This is a genomic window from Actinokineospora pegani, assembly GCF_009745975.1.
Taxonomy (GTDB): Bacteria; Actinomycetota; Actinomycetes; order Mycobacteriales; family Pseudonocardiaceae; genus Actinokineospora; species Actinokineospora pegani.
In genome coordinates this window covers 165,368-183,888 of record NZ_WHOL01000121.1, presented here as the reverse complement: position 1 = coordinate 183,888, position 18,521 = coordinate 165,368, and the positions used below count along the sequence as shown (strand labels likewise).

The 18,521-nt window shown below is 67.1% G+C and carries 8 protein-coding genes; all 8 read right to left on the bottom strand.

Features of this window, described 5'->3' with window-relative positions; genetic code table 11:
- Positions 1 to 127 precede the first annotated feature (127 nt).
- From dpdD to dpdE, 8 genes are read right to left on the bottom strand one after another with little or no spacing between them, the layout of a single operon-like run.
- Entirely contained in the window at positions 128 to 2,338 is a 2,211-nt protein-coding gene (dpdD, locus tag GCL84_RS26915; protein ID WP_268891420.1) for a protein DpdD, read from the bottom strand.
- On the bottom strand, positions 2,335 to 2,871 hold the full coding sequence (gene dpdK, locus GCL84_RS26910; protein ID WP_197523528.1) for a phospholipase D-like domain-containing protein DpdK: 537 nt from the start codon (positions 2,869 to 2,871) through the stop codon (positions 2,335 to 2,337). The genes dpdD and dpdK overlap by 4 nt, the downstream gene beginning before the upstream one ends.
- On the bottom strand, positions 2,868 to 7,295 hold the full coding sequence (gene dpdJ, locus GCL84_RS26905; protein WP_156758349.1) for a protein DpdJ: 4,428 nt from the start codon (positions 7,293 to 7,295) through the stop codon (positions 2,868 to 2,870). The genes dpdK and dpdJ overlap by 4 nt, the downstream gene beginning before the upstream one ends.
- On the bottom strand, positions 7,292 to 8,047 hold the full coding sequence (locus tag GCL84_RS26900) for a hypothetical protein (RefSeq protein ID WP_156758348.1): 756 nt from the start codon (positions 8,045 to 8,047) through the stop codon (positions 7,292 to 7,294). Before GCL84_RS26900 ends, dpdJ begins: the two co-directional genes overlap by 4 nt.
- Positions 8,044 to 11,040: a protein DpdH gene (gene dpdH / locus GCL84_RS26895; RefSeq protein WP_156758347.1), complete on the bottom strand. Its 2,997-nt coding sequence runs from the start codon at positions 11,038 to 11,040 to the stop codon at positions 8,044 to 8,046. Before dpdH ends, GCL84_RS26900 begins: the two co-directional genes overlap by 4 nt.
- Complete coding sequence (locus tag GCL84_RS26890; protein ID WP_156758346.1) at positions 11,037 to 12,032, bottom strand: hypothetical protein; 996 nt, start codon at positions 12,030 to 12,032, stop codon at positions 11,037 to 11,039. Before GCL84_RS26890 ends, dpdH begins: the two co-directional genes overlap by 4 nt.
- On the bottom strand, positions 12,033 to 14,468 hold the full coding sequence (gene dpdF, locus GCL84_RS26885; protein WP_197523527.1) for a protein DpdF: 2,436 nt from the start codon (positions 14,466 to 14,468) through the stop codon (positions 12,033 to 12,035). It abuts the gene before it with no gap.
- A gap of 5 nt (positions 14,469 to 14,473) precedes the next feature.
- On the bottom strand, positions 14,474 to 17,632 hold the full coding sequence (dpdE, locus tag GCL84_RS26880) for a protein DpdE (RefSeq protein ID WP_268891419.1): 3,159 nt from the start codon (positions 17,630 to 17,632) through the stop codon (positions 14,474 to 14,476).
- Positions 17,633 to 18,521: the final 889 nt, after the last annotated feature.

The following is an 18,521-nucleotide window of genomic DNA, read 5'->3' as shown; positions in this document are numbered from 1 at the left end:
AAGGGCAAGCGGGTCTACTGCTGTTCGACGCCCTCGGCGCTGAGTTGGCGCACGACCAAGTAGCTCATCGGGCGCGCGTCGTCGACTCGCAAACGGGCACCCCTCTCAACAGCGTGTAGAAGCTGCCCTAAATTCTCGCGAACGCGCTCGCGAGTTCCTGGTAGACCGCGTCGAGTAGGGATGCAGTTCCCTTTCCGCGCGCATAAGCAAGCGGCTTGGTGCCGCGCGCTGCCTTAATGGCGTCAGTCGCGGCGTGCGCCGCTGCTTTGTCTGCGATCACCATGACATCCGCCGTCCGACTCGCGGTGCGCAGCGCCTCGGTGGCGACTTTGTCCGAGAGTACGTCGACGCGGATGTGCGCAAAGGTGGCCTTGAGCACGTCGGCAGCCCTGCGCGCTGCAGGCTCGATCAAGGAGTAGATCGCGATCACGGTCCCACTGGGCACCCGCAGGGCGTCATCGCCGTCTGTGGCACTGTCGAACGGGACTAACAGGCCGGTGAGGTCAAGGCCGAAGTCGGTTCCCAGTCGGACCGCGGTCTGTAGCCACGAAGGCCCCAGGTTCGATGCGTTGTGTACGCCGATCCGGCTGATGATCGGGACGGCGAATTCGAGCAGATGGGAGTCGGAATCAGGCCGCCATGCGGCGAGCACCTCTACAGCTTCCAGTCCCAGTTCGAGATCCGCTGAGGTCTGGAACGGTGCCCATGCCAGGATGAGCCCGTCCACCACGTCGCTGTACGTCTCGGTTCCCAGACCGCTCGCCAGGGTTCGAGCCACCAAATCGATGACCCGCTCGACCCGGCGCCTGTCGCCCGTAGCGTCGTTCAACGCCCACGTCTCGATAACCAGAACACGCAGGTCTTGGATGCCAGGCACGTTCTTCGACGCCGCGTACAGGTCGCGTTCGATGTCCAGCAGCAGGTCCACCAGTTCAGGGCGCAACGACTGGTCGATGTCTCCGCTCAGCGAGCGCACCACCGCCAACACATCAGCCAGCACCCCAGGCCTCATGAGACGTGCAATCGAGTGCTCTTTGAGTTCTTCAAAGGCCTCAGCCCGTTGCACAGCGTTGGAGTCGGTGAATGCTTGCCTCAGCGCCGCTCCGAAGTCAGCGGTCGCCAGTTCCGCCGACTTCCGCGCGACAGAGGGCGTGCCTCGCGCCGTGAGCGCGACAGTGGCCTCGTCGGGGCCAAGCACGCTCTTCCACCGTTGGAACAAGGCGATCGCCTGCGGGTGGAAGGTGGACAGCAGAACCTCGGTGAGCACCTCCAGCAGGTGAGTTGTGGGCTTGGACGCGCTCAGCAGTTCGATCGCGGCGTCGAAACGGCCCCTGGCCACGGCGTCGTGCAGCACCTGGGGATCGACCTCAACAGTCGCCGTCGGGTCCTGGTCCGGTCCTCCTCCTAGAATGAGGGCCAAGCCCGGCCGGTCGGTGGCGTGGTCCAGCCAGCCCGCCTCGGCCAATCGGGCGGATACGGCGCTGCTGCGCTCGCCGGAGGCGACCGACCAGAACGCGTAGTATTGCGCGCCCGCGGCGGACCTGATCGCGGTCACCGATGGCACGAGGTTGCCGAACTCGGGCGTCTGCTCGGCGAAGGCGGCCAGATCGGCATCGAGCGGCACTCGCGCCATCGCATATCGGGCCAGGGCGTCTGACGCCGCGGCGGGGCGGTCAAGGCGGAGCAGGTCCGGGAACTCCGGAAGGTCCGCCAGTTCCTGCCAGCATTCGAACACCGCGAGGTAGCGCAGCCGTAAGAACAGTTTGTTGGTCTTGGAGAGCCTGTGGTCTTGTTCAAGGCGGTCGAGATGACTCGCCGCGAGCGACTGCGCGCCAGAGGCGCACGCGTCGGCGAAATCGCCGAGCACCATCCCGAGCGGGGGCAGGAGTCTGACCTTGCGGTGCGGACGCTGCGCGAGGGTCCGCACAAGTCGGGCGATGCTGTCGCGGGTCATCGACACCGCGTCGGCGTGGCGGGCCACGAGGAACCTGAACGCGGCGCCTTGGTCACCGATGAGGGCGCGCACCGGGGCGTCGACCGCTGTGGTGGAGTCCCCCTCAACGGCGACCTGGGTGCTGATCCACGATCCCACGTGGGCGCGGACCAGGTCTCGCACCCAGGGTTGCTGGCTGCGGTCGGGAAAGATCGCGTACCAGTAGGTGTAGGAGGAGGCGCGCAGCGGCAGGAACATCGGCCTCTGCGGATCGCTGAACCAGGCTTGTCGCGCCTCGTCGATCAAGTCCCGCAGGCTCCGGCTGCCATGGGGACGCAGTTCGTTGGGGTCAGCGAAGAAGCCCTCAAGGAATGCGGACCACTCCGCGTCAGGAGTCGGGCTCACGCGAACACCCCGCGCAGTTCGGTCCCGACCTTGGTCACGGTGGCCAGGTCAGTGGTCACCGTGATCAGTTCACCGTTGAAGGTGACGCCGCGGTAGGTGAGGTTCATCGAGCCGTAGATTGCCCACGTGTCCGCGACCAGTGCCTTCTCGTGGCTGAGTGCCTTGTCGCTGTGCGGGAGCGGGGAGATTGACAAGCGCGCCGATGTCCCATCGAGTTGGGCGCCCCGCTCGACGCGTTTGGCGAACTCGCTGTCGCGGTCGCCAGGGCCACAGGCCAGGCGGACCTCGACCCTTCGGACAAGCAGTGCGCGCAGCACTGCGGAGAACGGCACGAGCGAGGCGGTCCACGACTGCTCGATTGAGGTGAATCGCCCTCCCCGGTTGTCTACGACAGGAAAGTCGGACATCCACGGGGACATCACCAGCAGCGACCTGCCGGGGCTCAGCAATTCGCTCAGGAGCATCCCCTCCAGGCATTCGGCGATCTCGCGGCTGGGGGACGCGGCTTGTCGGTGGATCAGCCTGGTCGTCACTGTGGCGCCTCTTGCAGGGTCACGGACACGGAGTGTCTGCCGCCGTCCCTGACCGCGCCGGTCACCTTGGGATAGGCGTGCAGCCAATCGACCTCCAGGGGGTCGACGATGAGACTTCGCACGGCTGCGGACAAGGCTGACGCGTTTGCCTTGGTGCTGAAGACCCGGGCTTCTCCCCATGTGCGCAAGACCGCGATGAGGTCCTCGCGCCATCCGTTCCGGTCGACATCGACGCCCTTCGGCCGGCCGGGAAGTGCGTGTTCGACGAAGGTGCGCTCAGTTGCGGGAGGGTTGGCCACGAAGCGATTGCTGGCGCGCAGCGTCTCGGGCCGCCGCGCGCATGCCCTGGTCCAGAGCAAGCTGAGCAAGACCGATTGCGCCCGTGCACGTCGGTCATCGCCGGTGCTCGACCCTGCCAGCTGCTGCAAGGCTGCCAGCACCTGGCCGTCTTCGGCGAGGAACGCGCAGACCGACCGGTGGTCGATAGCGAACCCCGCGCGCAGGTCGATCGCGTCCCACTGGTCCAGCAGCGTCCGCAGCAACTTGTCGCTGCTGCGGCTGGATCCCGGGCGGAAAACCCTCGCCGAGAGCGCCGAGAGGGCCATCCTCGTGCGCGAGATACCCTTGTCAGCCAGCATGTTGATCAAATTCTGCCACAGTGCCAAGCGGTTGTTGTGCGGGGCGGACCTGAACGCCTCCGCCGCGGCAGCCACGTCGACGTCCTCTCCCAGTAGGCCCAGCGCCCGGCGAAGCGACGGATCGACCTCTTCGGTGTCGCTGGCTTCCGTTGCGGTCGCGACCAGCGTGTCGAAACGTCGGGGATCGTCTGAGATGCGGCGGACCAGCGTCTCGACCAGGCCTCCTCCGCCTGGCACAGAGTCTGACAGCACAACACGGGCGGTGAGGCCACCTTCGTCGACCACATCGACAAGGGCATCAGTGTCGACGTTGAAGTCCAGGCACACCTGCTGTGCAGCGGACTGCCACGCAGCCGCCACGGTCTGCAGGAACCGGGCCCGCAGCCACGGCAGCCACGACACGTCAGGAGCGGTGACGAGGACAGACAGCGCGGCGCGGAGCACATCGGTCATCTGCGGGTCGCTGAGGGTGTCCAGTACGACGTCGCGCAGCGGTGTCTGCTCTAGGTCGGTGTGCGACGTCGCCAACAGCACGCCGTCCACGACCTGCTCCGCGAGTTCCTTCCACTGCGACAACGGCGCGGTCACCAAGTCCTGCGCTGTTCCGCCGTGCAGCACTGCCTGTGCGGCGACGGAGACGGCGACATCGGTGACCCAGCCCGCAGCGAAGGGGTTAAGCCCCCGTGTCGTCAAACCTTCGACGGCCAAGTGCTGGAAGCGGTCGGTGCGCAGTTGTCGGAGTCGGTCCGGGTCGTCGAGCAGGTCGAAACTTTCGATCGAGGCAGGCGCGTGGACGACGACCACCAATGCGTCGACTGTCGAGGCGAAACCAACTGCTGCGGGTGACCCGTTCCTGGTGAAGGTGTAGTCCTGGCGTACACGGCCGCCTGACCTTGTGACGATCTCCGCAGTGCCGTCGAGGGCGTAGCGCCATGTGCGCAACGGCCCCCGGTCGATGTTGAGGAACGCGGTCACCTCGGCGACGAGGTCGCCCAGCGGGCTGTTTCGCGCGCGTGGCAGCGCGGTGCCGCCAATGCCCTCGTCGATGAGGTACCGCCACCGCAACCGGGCGTTAGAGGCGGCGTCGATGTCCTTGCTGGGCGATTCGGGTCGGATCCGTATCGGACGCACCAGCGGCACGAGCCCAGCCGGAGAGTCCACATCGCGCAACACCTCACCGCCGGGCGCGAGGCGGTCGTCGAGGTCTACGACGCCACCGGGCGGGACTTCGACCCACAGGCCGCGAACCTTTTGCACCGCCCAGCGCAGCGTGACTTTGCCGGGGGCCAGCTCGCTCAAGCCCATGCCCACGGGAAGCGAGGTGTCGGCTGCGGGGTCGTAGTCGTCGGGTGGAGCGACCTCGACCTCGGGTAGTTCCAGGTCGCTGAACAGCGTCTTCGGGATGTACTCCGGCAGCGGTTGCCGCGCGACGGTGTCTATCTGCTGCCGTAGCTGCCGCGTCTCGTCGACGGCCGCCCACTGGCTGGCCAGGCGCCGGTAAGCGGTAGGTACGACCTCCAGCAGCAGCGAGCGGGGGTGTTCCCAGCAGACGCTAGCGGCCTCATCGTCGCTGAGCCGGAGACTTTCGCGCACGAACGCGACGAGGTCGTGCTGGGCCTGTCCGCCCTCCAGAACCTCGTGCAGCAGCTCGGCACAGCGACGGGCGATCGCCTGGTTCTCCGAGTTCGGTTCGCGCAGGAGCTTGCGGGCATCCCACCGCCTGTTGCCGTCGGCACTCAAGCGGATAGCGATCCAGTCAACTAGGCACATCGCGGCTTGCATCTTCCGCACCGACTGGTTGCCCAGCGGCAGACTTTTGGCTGGCACGGACGGATCTAGTATTGACTCATAGGACTGGAATGCGAGCCGGTCGCGGCCGTAGTCGGAGAGAACGACCACCGTCCATGGGCGTTGGGACTGCACTCGGCCCGCACGACCGCGTCGCTGCAGGAACTGAGCTATGTCACGCGGTGCCTTGTGTTGGAGCACGCCGCCGACGCGAGGGTCGTCGTAGCCGACCTCCAGCGAGGATGTCGCCACGATCACGTCAGCGCTACTGTCGACGCCGCTGTCTTGCGACGACGTCCGAGAGATCTGCAAGGGGTGCTGCTCGAACCCGAGCAGACTGGGCAGCCACCAGTACTGGCCCTCGCTGTCTCGGTCCATCCGCTCGTCGCCAGGCACGACGTGGTCTGAGCGCAACGCGGCGAGCACTTTTTTCGAAGTGTCCACCTCGCCGAACGGGTTGCGCCCCTCTGCGCTGAGTACCTGCCGGTAGAGGCGGTTGACCAGGTCCAGGTTCTCCAGGAAGGCGAACACCCGCGACCCGTACGGGCTGGTCGCAGTACTGCCTCGGGGGCCAAGCACGCGGCGGAGCAGCATGAGGCTCTGGATGGTCGTCGACAACAGCGCGGACTGCGAGGCAGGGTCTCCGCGCAGGAGCAGTTGGTACTCGCTGCCGTGGGGCTTAAGGTCGCTGTCGGCGGGGCGGATGTCCTCGATGCTATCCACGTTGAGCCCACACAGATCGGCGAAGAAGGTCGCCGCGTTGGCCAAGGTGGCGCTCAAGCCGACCCAGGTCACGTGCGTGCCGAGCAGTTTGCGCCACCTCCGTAGTAGGAATGCCGCTTGGGCTCCGCTGGTCCCGGTGAAGGTGTGGATCTCGTCGAGCAGCACGAGGTTCGGCTTGCGCTTGCTGTTGCCGCCCGCGCCGAACACGTGCCTGGACCACCCGTCGCTCAACTGTTGGTTGAGCATCTCGGTGGTGGTGAACAGGATGTCAGGTTGGTCGCGCTGGATGGATGTTCGCGTCAACCGCAATTCGTCGCCTGTGACGGCGTCCTCGCACCGCAAGCAGACCAAGCGTCCCCAGTTCAGCACGTCGTCGCCGTTTCGAGGCTTGTCCCAGCTCAGTTCGCCCGCGCAGACGGAGCCGTCGTCTTCCAGCGACGGGCAGGTCAGGAACGGGCAGATGTACCGTTTCCCGCGCTTTCGCCACCCGCCCCACGCCGGTGGGGGCTCATTGACGGAGAAGGGCGTGGGGCCGAAGTACGCGCCGATTGTCAACTGCCTGCCCCCGGCCTGGCGCAGGCGGCGGATCTCCGCTAGGGCTGTCGCGAACTGGTCCTTGAGCAGTTCGTTGCGCGGGTAGATCGCCACAGCGCGCCCGGAGGCTGGTTTCTCCGCGGACATCCGCGAGAGCGCGGGCAAGTAGAAGGCGAGGGTCTTTCCACTACCGGTCCCCGCGCTGACCACAACCCCCCGGTCCTCACTGGAGCGGGTGGCGTTGACCACCGCAGCCGTCGCCGCCAACTGGAACCGCGAGAGCTTTCTGCCGCCTAGCACGCGGCGGACCTCGACGAGGACAGTCTCGGGGACTCCCAATTGCGCGAGTCGTTCGACACAGGCATCCGGGGCAATATCCCGCTCGGAGAACATCCGCGGCTGCCGCGTGAAGCGAATGTCGGACACGAGGCGGGCGCCGGTCTGCCAGGGCTGGTTTGGGAACAGTTGCCGCAGCTTGCTGAAGAGGCGGACCGTCTCCGACATCCGGGTGCGGTAAGCCTGCGGCCAGGAGGCAGGCAGTTGCAGGAGCAGTTGCTCCTCGACCAAGCGGTCGAGGCACTCCTCGGCGGAGCCTTCCTGCCACCTGGCGGCGAGCAGGTCGAGGAGCCCGTCGCGGGTCCACGACTCGTCGAACAGCCCCCAGGCGAGGTTGCGTGTCTCGGCTTCCTCGATGACGTCGAGGGCGCGCATGAGCGCGTCGGTGGAGATGCTGGTGCTCACGATCGGAGTACGACCTTCAAACCCGTCGTGTGGCCAGGGTCGGCCAGCCACTTCTGGACAGAGGGGGTGATGAGGTCCCACGAGGCACCAGCCTCGGTCGCTGCCTGCCGCAGGAACGCCACGACCTCGGGATGATGATCTTGCAGGGCCTTTTCCAGGACCGGGCGGTCCCGTTCCCAGCGGGCGGCCAACTCCAGAATCTCATCGACCCAGTCCGGGAAGGCCGCAGCCCCCCGGGAGCCGTCGAACCTGGCGGTCAGCTTGGTCTGAATGCGGCGCAGGCTGATGACGAGCGCGTCGCTGACGCCGGGGTATGAGGTCACAGGCTGGTTGACGCCCTGTGGCAGCACTCCCAACCGCCAGCGCTCCGCGGACTTGGCCAAGCTGTCGTTGAGAGAGCGGACCACCTTCTCCGCGGACTCCAAAGCCCGGTCCACCGTGTCGGTGCCGACGCGCCGTGCGGCGTTGCGAGGGTCGTCGGAGGCGACGTTGGTCGCGGCTGTCCGCAACGCGGTTCTTGCGTTCGTCGCGCTCCTGATCAACTCCGCGGGCAGTCCCTCGGGGGCGATCCCATGTTCTCGCAGGCGGGGCAGCGCAGCGTCGATTGCCGACAGCGCCTCTCGACTGGACCTGGCCCGACCTGCGGCGCTCTCCACGGAGGTGCGGACGTGGACGTCTGCCTCCCCCTCCATGACCTGCCCCAGTCGGTCGAGCAGTTTGCGCGCGCGGGCCGCCAATGCTGGTGCGGTCATGCCCGTGCCCCTCTCTTGGCCAACGCGTCCAACTGGTCCGCCAGACCTTTGAACTCCTGGATGAGCAGTTCGGTGTCGATCGAGGCCTCGCCGTCGTGCGTCTCGGGAAGTTTGCTCTCCACCCCTGACATGATCTTCTCAGCCGCGGCCAGGTAGGCGCGGAGCTTAATAAGGCCGGGCACTGGGTCCTCACGCAACTCCCACAGCGCACCCGGGCCCCGCTGCCCCGGGGGGACGGCGGCCGCGCGCTGGTAGACCGCCATCAGCGCAGGCGACACATCAGAGGCGGCATCTTCGTACTCCTGCTTGGCGCGTTGGTTCGGCAGCTTTCCCGCAAGGTGCCCTCGGTCCACCAACTGCTCGATCACTGACATGGCCACCGCCAGGTCCTCCCGAGGGTCCAAGCGGGCGGCGAGGTCGGTCGTGAGGTTGCCGACCTCCGACCACCCCTTGTCCGCCGCTCGAGCGAGCCGGACCTGCAGTCCCGCAAAGATCTCGCCGCCGTGTTTCTGCTCCAGTTCAGCAAAGGTTGTGGTCGTCAGGGTTTGCGCGATGGTCCGGTAAATCGGGCCGATGTCGAGGATGATTGGCTTGCCCGCGCCCTTGGCACCCGTCATGTGGTCGCGCAGCACCGAGAGACAGATGCGGTGGGCGGGCCTGGTGTCGGTTGCGAAGTCCCGCAACGCCCGATTCGCCCCTGCGAGAGGAGTCGGGTCCAGCATCGCGGGTAGCGCTTCGACGACCGAGGTCCCGGGCCGGGCGGCGCTTCCTCGTAGGACGGTGAGAGCGCGCGCGGCCTCCGCCACACGCGCTTCGGCGTCCCGCGAGGCCAGTACCGCGATTCGCTCGGCGTAACGGCCGATGCGCGACTGCACCGCGAAGTACCAGACGCCGCCGTCCACCTCGTCAAGCGGCTTGCCGTCCGAGGCGGCGGCGATCCCCTTCAACATCAGCGCGTTGTCGTCGGTCACAGCGATGGGGAACGGCGTGTCCGACGCGATGCCGCCACTGCCTGCGGCGTTTGCGATCTTGACATCGGTCAGGCGCAACTCGTGCGCACCGACCCGCCACGAGCGTTTTGTGGTCTTGGCGACCAACAGTCCATGCTCACCGCCCCGCAGGACGGTGACGATGTTGTTGCAGATCCAGGTCCGGATCTTGTTGGCTGTTCCACTGGGCAGTTGGACCCCGTCGGTCCAGAGTTGGAACTCGTCACGCTTCGTGCTCTCCGCAGGCTTATCGACCGCGGGCTTGGCCGATTTCTGCCTCGACGGCGCCGTCGACGGCCCGATTGCCGACGCATCCAAGCTTATCTCGGCTGCAGCGTCGCCGCCTGAGTCGCTGGGCAGGTCGCTCAGGGCGACGCGCAAGTACGCGGCGATCTTCTTCAGGTGCCCGTCCACGGCTGGCGGGGTGTCGGCGTAGAAGGCCCGCAAGCTCACCTCGGGCTCCGCGGTGGAGGGGTTCTGCCTGTGGACTGTGGCCCTGACGTCGACCGGGACCGCTCGCCGGGAGCTGTCGAGGGTCCGCGCGAACGCCGAGGAGGGAAAGGCCCCGTCTCGAGGCAGTTCGTCCTCGGCGACTTCCAGGGAGTCGCGGATCACGTGGCGCAGGATGTCGCGCGGACGGAACTCGTCCGGACTGGCCAGCTCCACCAGGCGGTCGACCGCATGGGCGTTGAAAGGGTACAGCCCGTGCCCCAGCGGCGTGGCCCCGAAAGCGTCGTGGCAACGGGGCCGCAGCTCGCAGTGCAGGCAGGCGTTGGCGGTCGTTGCGGGCTGCTGTTCTACGGCCAGTTCCGTCGCGGTGAGGCGGCCGACGTTGAGGTAGCGCCCGACGAACTCCCGCAACCGCGACTGGCCGATCTCCGGCATGTCTACATCGATCACGAAGTGGCTCCCCCGGTCGGCGAACGTGTCCACCGAGCGCAGGTAACCGTCGGTAACGGCGATCGCCGCGCGAAGCCTGCACAGTTGCCGGTTCGCGGGGATGGTCAGGGCCTGCGCCAACTGCTTGTCGATGCCGTGCAGCAGGACCAGGTCCTCGACGAACAGGCACAGTTCCTTGCCCCGCGAGTGGATCTCCTTGCGGACGTCCTCGAACACCTCGAGCAGGTCGGTGCTCGGCCCGGTGAAGACCTCGCCCTTGGCGCGCTCCAGGTACGAGTCGCACAACGCCGCGAGGTCCGCGCGCAGGGACCTGCTGCTGTTGACCTGCTTCACCAGGCGCTGGATTTCCTGGCCGAGGTCTTCGAAGTGCGAAGCCTCGACGACGAGGTCACCCTCGGTCACGTGCAGGTCGGCCTCGTCGGTCTCGGACGCGCCCGCCCCGCCGCGGGCAAGTCGCACCAGTCGGTGGATTGGCCCGTCCTGCTTGCTCAACTCCTGGCGGAAGGTGAAGTCGCCGAGCAGTCGGTGCGCGGTCGTGCGCAACTCCTTGATCTCCGGCTCAGGCACTCCGTCGAGGCCCTTGAGCGCGCCGGACCGGTCGAACTGGATCAGGTGGTCCAGTCGGCTGAGCAGCGCGTTGACCGCCTCAGCGTCGCTGGCGATCTCCGCGCTGGCTCTGGCCAGCGTGGCGCGGAGTTGGATGGCTCTCGGTGTGTCGATGCCGTCGAGGATCAGTTCGATGACACGGCGAAGGTTGGTGTTGCGCTTTTCGATGTAGACCACGTGCCACAAGGGCCGGGGACCGATCTGCGACTTCAGCCAGCGCACAAGGTGGCTCTTGCCGCTGCCCTTGGGGCCGGTGACGAACACCAGCCTTGGCTCATTGGCGTTAATCGGCTTGGTGAACTCCGCCAGCAGGTCGCTCTCGGTCGCCGGGGAGGTCTGGTTCTGGCGGACGTCGCGGACCCGCTTGAGCGGCAGGGGCTGGTGGATCGCGGCGAACACCGCGTCGGCGTGGGCGTCGTCGACCTGCAGACCTCCGACGTCGACCTGCGTGGCGGTATCGACAGCCTCACGGTTCCAGCAGACCAGGTTGCCGCTCATGCGGCCCCCCTCTCGGCGTTGGCCGTCCACTCGATCGAGGTGACCGGCTTGTCGGTGGACCGGTCCGGTCGGGTGCGCAAGACGCACACCCCGGAGTCGCTTTGCTTGCTGAACGTGACTGCGCCGTCGGCCTCCAGTTGCAGCAGTGAGATTGACAGGGCGGGTGAAATGACCTGTGTGTCGCCCGTCCACTCAACAGTGAATGTCCGCTGCAACGCGCCTCCGTCCAGCAGGGGCACGGCGGCGGCGCACTGCGCGACGAACTCGCTGGCCCGGTACGTCCTGCTTTCCAGGGAGGACAGGCGCAGGGCGAGTGCGGTGCTGGCGTCGGGGACCATCGCGCTCGGACTGACGTTTCGCGCCAGGCCGAGGTAGCAAGCCCAGCGAACGAACGGAGTCCAGCGGGTGGCGTTGCGCACCGGCCACAGGTCGTCGTCGATGCCTAGCGCCGCAGTCTGCAAGGCGGCGAAACCCGGCCCCTTCGGCCCAGATTTGAACCGCGCCATCGGGCGCATCGGCTCTTCCGCAGTATAGAACAGGTCAAGGGCGTGCACCAAGTCCATCACACCCTCGATGCTGTCCGGCGCAGCCTGCGGGTCGGCGGTCTGCAGGAACCGGTCCAGCATGAAAGCGCGGAAGGCGCGCGGGGTGACGTGTTCTGGTCGTGACCACAACCGGGCAGTGACCTCGGACAGGGCCACCTCATTCTTGGCGATGTCGACGACCCCGAGGGTGCGCAAAGCGTCCAGGGACCGCTGCGCAGCCTCGTTCCCCGCATCGCCCGTTGTGGCCTGCTCCCTCTCGTCGGCGTCGTCGGGAGCGTCGTCGTCGATCACTGCTACCAGGGTGGTCATCGCCTCAGCGAGGCCGGGCGGCGCCACCAGGGCAGTGAGTTCGTCCCTGTCAACGGGCTTGCCCTTGGTGGCCACGAGCGCGCGCGTCAAGAACCGCGTGCCCTCGGGAAGCATGTCCGGCGAGGTCAGCAGCGCCATTCACAGCCTCCGCAGCAAGTGGTCGATTCGGTGTTGGCGGCCCCATGATTCCTTGAGCAGCTTTCTGCTGTCGAAGGGGCTCGGGTGGTCGCGGGTGGTCAGCACGACGGTCAATGGTCCGGGGGCGAGCCTGCTCAGCAGCAGGCCCGCTTGACTCGGGTCCCAGTCGTCGCCGCGGATGCGGACGAGCGTGGGTACGCGGAGGGCCTCGATCACCGTGCGTGACAGCTCTGCGGGCTGGTCCTGCCACCACAAGCCTGCCGCCGTCTTGGCCGGGCGCGGCGGCAGGCCAGGAGGGATGAAGGCCACCACGCCCGCAGCGTGCAGCCGTCGGATCAGTTCGTCCTCGGCATCAGCCTGGTCGCCGTCGGTCCAGACGCAGAGCTTGCCATCAAGGGCGAGGCCGTCGAGGACGCGTCGTGGCCGCACCGCCAAACCGCCGTCGAACAGCGCCTCGGCGGGGGTGGTCGACGCGGTCGCGGTCCTGCCCGCGGCGCGGCACGCCGGGCACCCACCGCACTGGCGCACCGCGTCGAGCCTGCTCGTCCCGGAGGCCAAGCGGTAGTGCTCGGCGAGCACGCTGTTGACGCACGTTCCCGCGCCGCTGACCAGGGACAGGGCCGAGTCCAACGAGGCCGAGCCTGCGGTCCTTGCCGTCGACTGGCCCGCGCGGAACCGCGCGCGGAACTGGGCCTCGTCGCCCAAGTCGCTGTCAAGGATGCGCACGGCCGTGGTCCGCCGATGGGCGGCGAAGATGTTCTCGAGTTGCTCGTCGGTGCAGTCCGCGGGCACCTGCGGCGGTGTCGGCCAGTCCAGCGCGATCATCCCGGCGCGGGCCATACCACTGAGCGTCTGCAGGTTCCAGTAGCGGTTAGCGTCGCTCCACGGGTAGGTGACGTCGTCGGTGGCGGCGGTGAGGTCGACCTGGGGAGCCGGGCCGCCGGTCATCCCCGCCCGCATGCTCCGCCACCGCTTCCACGCCTTCGCGTCGCCGATCAGGCGTGCGTCGGCGAGCCCCCTGGCCATGTCGGCGTCGGCATCGGTCCACAGCACCAGCGAGGTCGACGCGGCGCCGTCGCGGCCGCTCCGACCGACCTCTTGGTAGAGGCGGTCAATTGATTCCGGCAGGCACAGGTGGACGACCCCGCGCACATCGGGCAGGTCGACGCCGAGGCCGAAGGCGGAGGTCGCCACGACGACGTCGAGGTCCCGGCTGACAGGTCCCGCCATGCGCAGGCCGTCGGCGACGGCCCCGCGGTCGGACGCCCGGGTGCTGCCGCTCACGCCGCTGACCGCGTGATAACCCGCTTCGCGCAGCCATCGCAGCGCGGTGGTCACGTTCGTCGACCGCTCGGAGTTGTGCAGGGTCGTGTAGACGAGCAGGGGCCGAGGCAGGTGGCGGCAGGCCTCCAGGAACCTTGCTCGTTTGTCGTCCTCGGAGGCGCACTTGATCGCCCACCAAGAGGGCTCCGGCCGTGTCGCCTGCGCGGACACGACCAGTTCGTGGCGGCCAGGGAACAGCCGTTTCAAGGTCCTCAGACCGTGGTTGTCCAACGTTGCGGTGAGCATGGCGGTGACGGGCTGCTGCCCGACGGGGGCACGCTGCGCGAGACGGGCGAGCAGGCCCGCCAGCGTTTGAAAGGCCGGGCGGAAGTCGTCCCCCCACTCGGCCACGATGTGTGCCTCGTCGATGGCAACCAGGTCCAGCCTGCCCTCTGCGGCAGCAGTCTCCAACGGGCCCGACAAGACGGTGCAGACCGCCTCCGGCGAGGCGATAACCAGCCACTGGGAGCCCTCGCGGAACCGTATGGCCAATTCGCGCTTGGCTTCGTCGCCAAGCTGGCCGTGGTAGGTGAAGTGGGCCGTGGCCTCGCCCGCCATCACGCGTGCCCGCCGCTCCAGGTCGATGGCCAGCGCAACCGTCGGGACGACCAGACAGGTCTGGAGAGGGCGCCTGCGCAGCGCCCGCGTCAGCACCACGTCGGTCTTGCCTGAGCCGGTCGGCAGCACGCAGATAACCGAGTCGCCGGGCTCAGCTGCGCTGACGGCGCGGACCGCTGCTTTCTGCCCGGGGCTGAGATACTGCTCGCGCCCGGTGATGTCGGTGTAGAACTGGTCCGCGTCCAGCATCCAGTTCGGACGACGTGGTGCCCGCTGCGCCGCTGCCTCGTCGGGTGCCGTGCCGCGGGTGTCCAGCCAAGCAGGCAGCCACCGGGCCGGCTTCCACTGCGAGTCGCCCGCACGCGTGAATCCGTGTGCAGCCCAAGCGGTGTCCGGGATCGTGTCGAGCGGCGGCTCGCTCGCCCACACCGCCAGGTAGCCTCGTGCGACCAGCGCTGATCTCAGCAGAGCGAGTAGTTCAGCCGCAGGTGTGGCTGGCTGCGTGAGTCTGCGTGCCAGTCGCTTGGACGTCCCGGCCAACTGTTCGAGGTCCATCGCACTCATCGTGCGGGAGCCCATGTGATCAACACGGCGCCGCAACTCTCCAGGGCGAACTGCGGCACCGCGAGTGCCTCGTCGACAGCGTTCGCGACGACGCTGTCGTAGCCGCCGACCTGCTCCGAGATCGGGCGCGCGTTCAAGATCGCCTCGTCGCGCGTCCGCTCCTGCGCCGCGCGCTTCCTGGCCGTCTCGATCCTGCCGCCGACGTCGGCGCGGACCCGAATGGCCCCGGCCGCTGCATCGAGTGCCTTGTCGCAAGCAGCGCGCCAGCCCATCGGTGCCGTCAGTTCTCGGAAACGTTCCGGTTCGCTGCCAAGGTTCTTCCACCGGGGGCCCTCAAGCTGCCCGACCTGCTCGGGCGTGCACTCAAAGCCTGCCAGCGACCACCACACCCGCTCGATTGTGGTGGGGAGCAGTCGTGCCGTCCGCGCCCGCACCGCTCGCGCGATGTCGGTGTCGCCAGCCGGGGCAGCGACATTCGCAGGGCCGATCTTGAAGTCGAAGCAGAACGCTGCGGTGGGCCTGGCATCCGGGTTCTGCGACTGGAACCGCATCTCCACGGCGAACACGCGCCCGCGGTCGTCCCGAGAGGCCAGGTCGGCGAAGACGTCGACAAACGGCTCGCCGACGCGCAGCAACCCCTTCCCGGTGCCCGCATCGATCCTGTCGGAGGTGTAGGCGCGGTCGAAGATCTTCTTGTCCAGGCGGTCCACCGTGCGCTCGGAGAGCAGCGGTGGGTGCTTGGGGTTGACGCTGAATCGGAGTTCCGACTCGTCCTGGCGCACGGCGAACCCGAGCATGTCGTGTACGTACCGCGTCGACTCGCGTTCGATCTCCCTACTGAGTGAGTCGATCTTGACGATGCGGTCGACGAACGCGGCGTCGTCGGCTCGGTCCTCGATGCTGTCCAGTAGGTCTTGGCCCACGATCCGCTTGCGCTGGCCCTCTAGCGCCGCGTTGTCGCCGACTGTGACTCGGGCCCTCGCCAGCCCCTCGGCCACCGCGGTGGTGAAGAAGTTCGCCTCCATGTCGGCTATGACGTACTGCAGCGTCGCGGTGGAGGTCTCGAACACTTTGAACACCTCGGACACCAGGGTTCCCCAGGCCCCTAGGTGGTCGCGGAGCGGGCCGGGGGGCTCGGCGAACAGGTGCGAGGTGACGGGGGAGTTCAACTGGCTCCACCTGTCGAACCGACCGAGCCGCTGCTCCAGGCGTGAAACCGACGTGGGCAGGTCGAGGTGCACCACGTCGTCGATGAACTGGAGGTTCACACCCTCCTCGACCGACCGGTCCATGACGATTATGGTCTTCTCGCTGCTGCATTCGGCGGCCGCAACGAGGCTCTTGCGCTCAGCCTTGCTCTGCCCCTCGAGTAGCGCTGTGACCCTATGGCTCCCGAACTCCCGTACCAGCAGGTCGGCTGCGGCCAGGGCGGTGTTCGGGTGGGTGCAGGCAATGGCTGTCTTGCGCCGCACCACTCGCGGGCGGACCCACTCCACTGCTGCCTTGATCCGGTCCTGTTCCGCGGGGTTGGAAAGCACATCGCCCAAGCGGGCTGCCCACTGCTCGCCCCAATCCGTCTCGCGCAGCACGCGGGCCGCTTCGGCTTCGTCCGCGGACAGGTCATGGCCCGACTCAAGGCGCAATGCCGCGACGAGGTCGGACAAGGAACGCACGGGTGCCTGGAAACGTCCTACAAGGACTTGGAGCACGCGGCCTGCTTCGCGGAGCCCGGACAGTTCCAATTCCAACCGGGCTTCGTCGAGGAGTTCGAGAAGTCGCGCCCTACGCGGATCAACATCCACCAGAGGGCTTTGACCTGCCGCCAATTGCCTCCCGCGCGCCGGGAACCCGTTCTTGGCTACTGAGTCACGCCTGCTGCGGATCATCCTCCGGTGAAGCCGGTAGGTCTCCGACAGGTGCGCGCGCAGGCGGCTGACCTCGACCTCGGCGCCGCGGGAGTCACCTGCGGTGATGTGCAAACGAGCCGCCTCGGCTGTCCGAAGCACAGTTGCGTCGTTGGGCAGCAGGTGGACGACCTCCTCCAGCGGTTCGACCAGGTAGCGCAACGACAGTCCGCTGCTCAGCGCCGACATCACCTCGGCCAGATCGTCCCTAATTTCTACGCGGCGGTGGAACGACGCCTTCTCTGACAGGGGGTAGTTGAGCGGGTCCAACAGGTGCAACAGCCCCAGGAAACCGTCTTCGTTGCTGCGCACGGGGGTGGCGCTGAGCAGCAGGAGAGCATGGGATGAGTGGGCGATGTCGCGCAGCGCCTGGAACCGCTGTTCCCGCTCGCCGTCCCCTTCGTAGTCGACGTTGTCGGTCAAGCGGTGGGCCTCGTCCACGATGGTCAGCAGTCGCTTGCCATGCGGTTGCCGATCGATCTCGCCGTGCGCGACGACCTTCACCCGTCCGGGGAACTGGTCGACCCGGAACTTCGACACCAGTTCTGACTCCCACTGGCCCGCGACCGATTGGGGCGTGACGACCAAGGCGTCGCCGGGACTGTCAAGCAGAAATTGCCGCAAGACCATTCCCGCCTCGATCGTCTTGCCGAGCCCGACCTCGTCTGCCAACAGGTAGCGCGGGACCGGGTCGGACAGCACGCGACGGGCGGCGCCGATCTGGTGCTCGTGGATCTCCACCGCGGATGACATCAGCCCTTTGAGCCCGTAGGACGCGCTGTGTTGGTTGGTCACGCCGTGCAGAAAGCGGGTGCGGTTGGAATGGAAAAACCGGGTCTCGACGGTGCCCTCTTTGAGCATCTCAAGAGGGCGCGACAGGGGAAGTGACCAGCGCACGCGCAACTCGGCCGCAGGAAGCAGTTCGGTCCGCTCGTTGGGAAAATCTACATAGTATTGCTCTTCGTGACCTCCCGCACTTTTTGAGTGGCGGATGTTGACTCGGCCAACCATCCAACGATCGCCCTCGAACCACCAGACCCTCTCCTGTGCAGGCAGGAACGACGCCTCCAACTCCCGGTCTGCCGTCTCGAGCGCCACCTCGGCGCTTGCCGGGCTCTCGAAGAACGAGATTTTCCCCCCATTCGGGTGCAATCGTCCCCACCCCAGTTCGGAGTCGACAGCGAATTGGTGCCCGACCAACCTCGTAGCCCATCCGCTGGTCCGGCGGCCAGCAGTGCCGAGCGAGTCCACAACACCCCCAGGTTTTTCCGTGCTGATGGTCGGCGGCGATGTCGTTCACCCCTGTGGTGCCGCCACGGCCGTGTACTGCTTGTGCTCACATCGATGCTTCAAGCATCATTGTTACTACATCGGTCCCACGTCATGCGTTCGTGGGTACGGGTTCGCGTGTCGCAGTGACAGAAAGTAACGCGGCGACGCGCTATTGGCGGGGGAATTTTCACTCGAACTCTTCTGCTGTGCAGAGGGCTTTGAGGTCGAGGGCTTCGTAGAGATCTCGCAGGTCAGCGGGATCGGTCTGGTGTAGTGCATGGGTCCGCTCGGTGAGCATGTGCATGCGGGCTTCGATCTCCTCCCGTTCGATCCGGCGGTCTGTCGGGGTGCGCGCTAGTTGCTCGGATGCAAGGTTGATCTCTGTTGGGCGCTGTTGATCCGGTCCACGAGGGCGTCCATCTCCACGCCGCGTTCGGCGAGGTTGAGGAGGTTCTTCGTCCGTTCCTACGCTGTCGCCCTGCGGGCACGAATCGTTTCCACCCGTGCTCTCTCGCGCGGGGCGGCGGAGACGCCCAGTAGGTCCCGGAGGGTGTTGTCCCGCTCCGGGACTGCGGTGCGGGTGGGCGAGGCCATCCCCCTCTATAAGCAGGCCTTCACCGATCGCCGTCGGGTACTCGACGACGACCACCCCACTACCGGCGATCCAGTCCAACTTCGACCACGCCGAAAGCATTGCCGAAAACTGGAACCTGGCGATTCAACCTCGGACGACGCCGAGGAGTAGGGATAGCGCAGCAGTGTACGGAGCCGAAGTGGGGGTTGAGGTTGAGTGATGGGCCTAGGTAGGCGGCGTGGCCGGGGCCGAGCCAGATCGTAGGCCGGTCGTGTGGGCAGCATGTTTCTGGAA

What these genes read in the sequence shown, in the direction of transcription:
- dpdH (WP_156758347.1), bottom strand. Translation starts at nt 11,040, where the DNA reads ATGAGCGGCAACCTGGTCTGCTGGAACCGTGAGGCTGTCGATACCGCC.
- dpdF (WP_197523527.1), bottom strand. Translation starts at nt 14,468, where the DNA reads ATGGACCTCGAACAGTTGGCCGGGACGTCCAAGCGACTGGCACGCAGA.
- GCL84_RS26900 (WP_156758348.1), bottom strand. Translation starts at nt 8,047, where the DNA reads ATGACCGCACCAGCATTGGCGGCCCGCGCGCGCAAACTGCTCGACCGA.
- GCL84_RS26890 (WP_156758346.1), bottom strand. Translation starts at nt 12,032, where the DNA reads ATGGCGCTGCTGACCTCGCCGGACATGCTTCCCGAGGGCACGCGGTTC.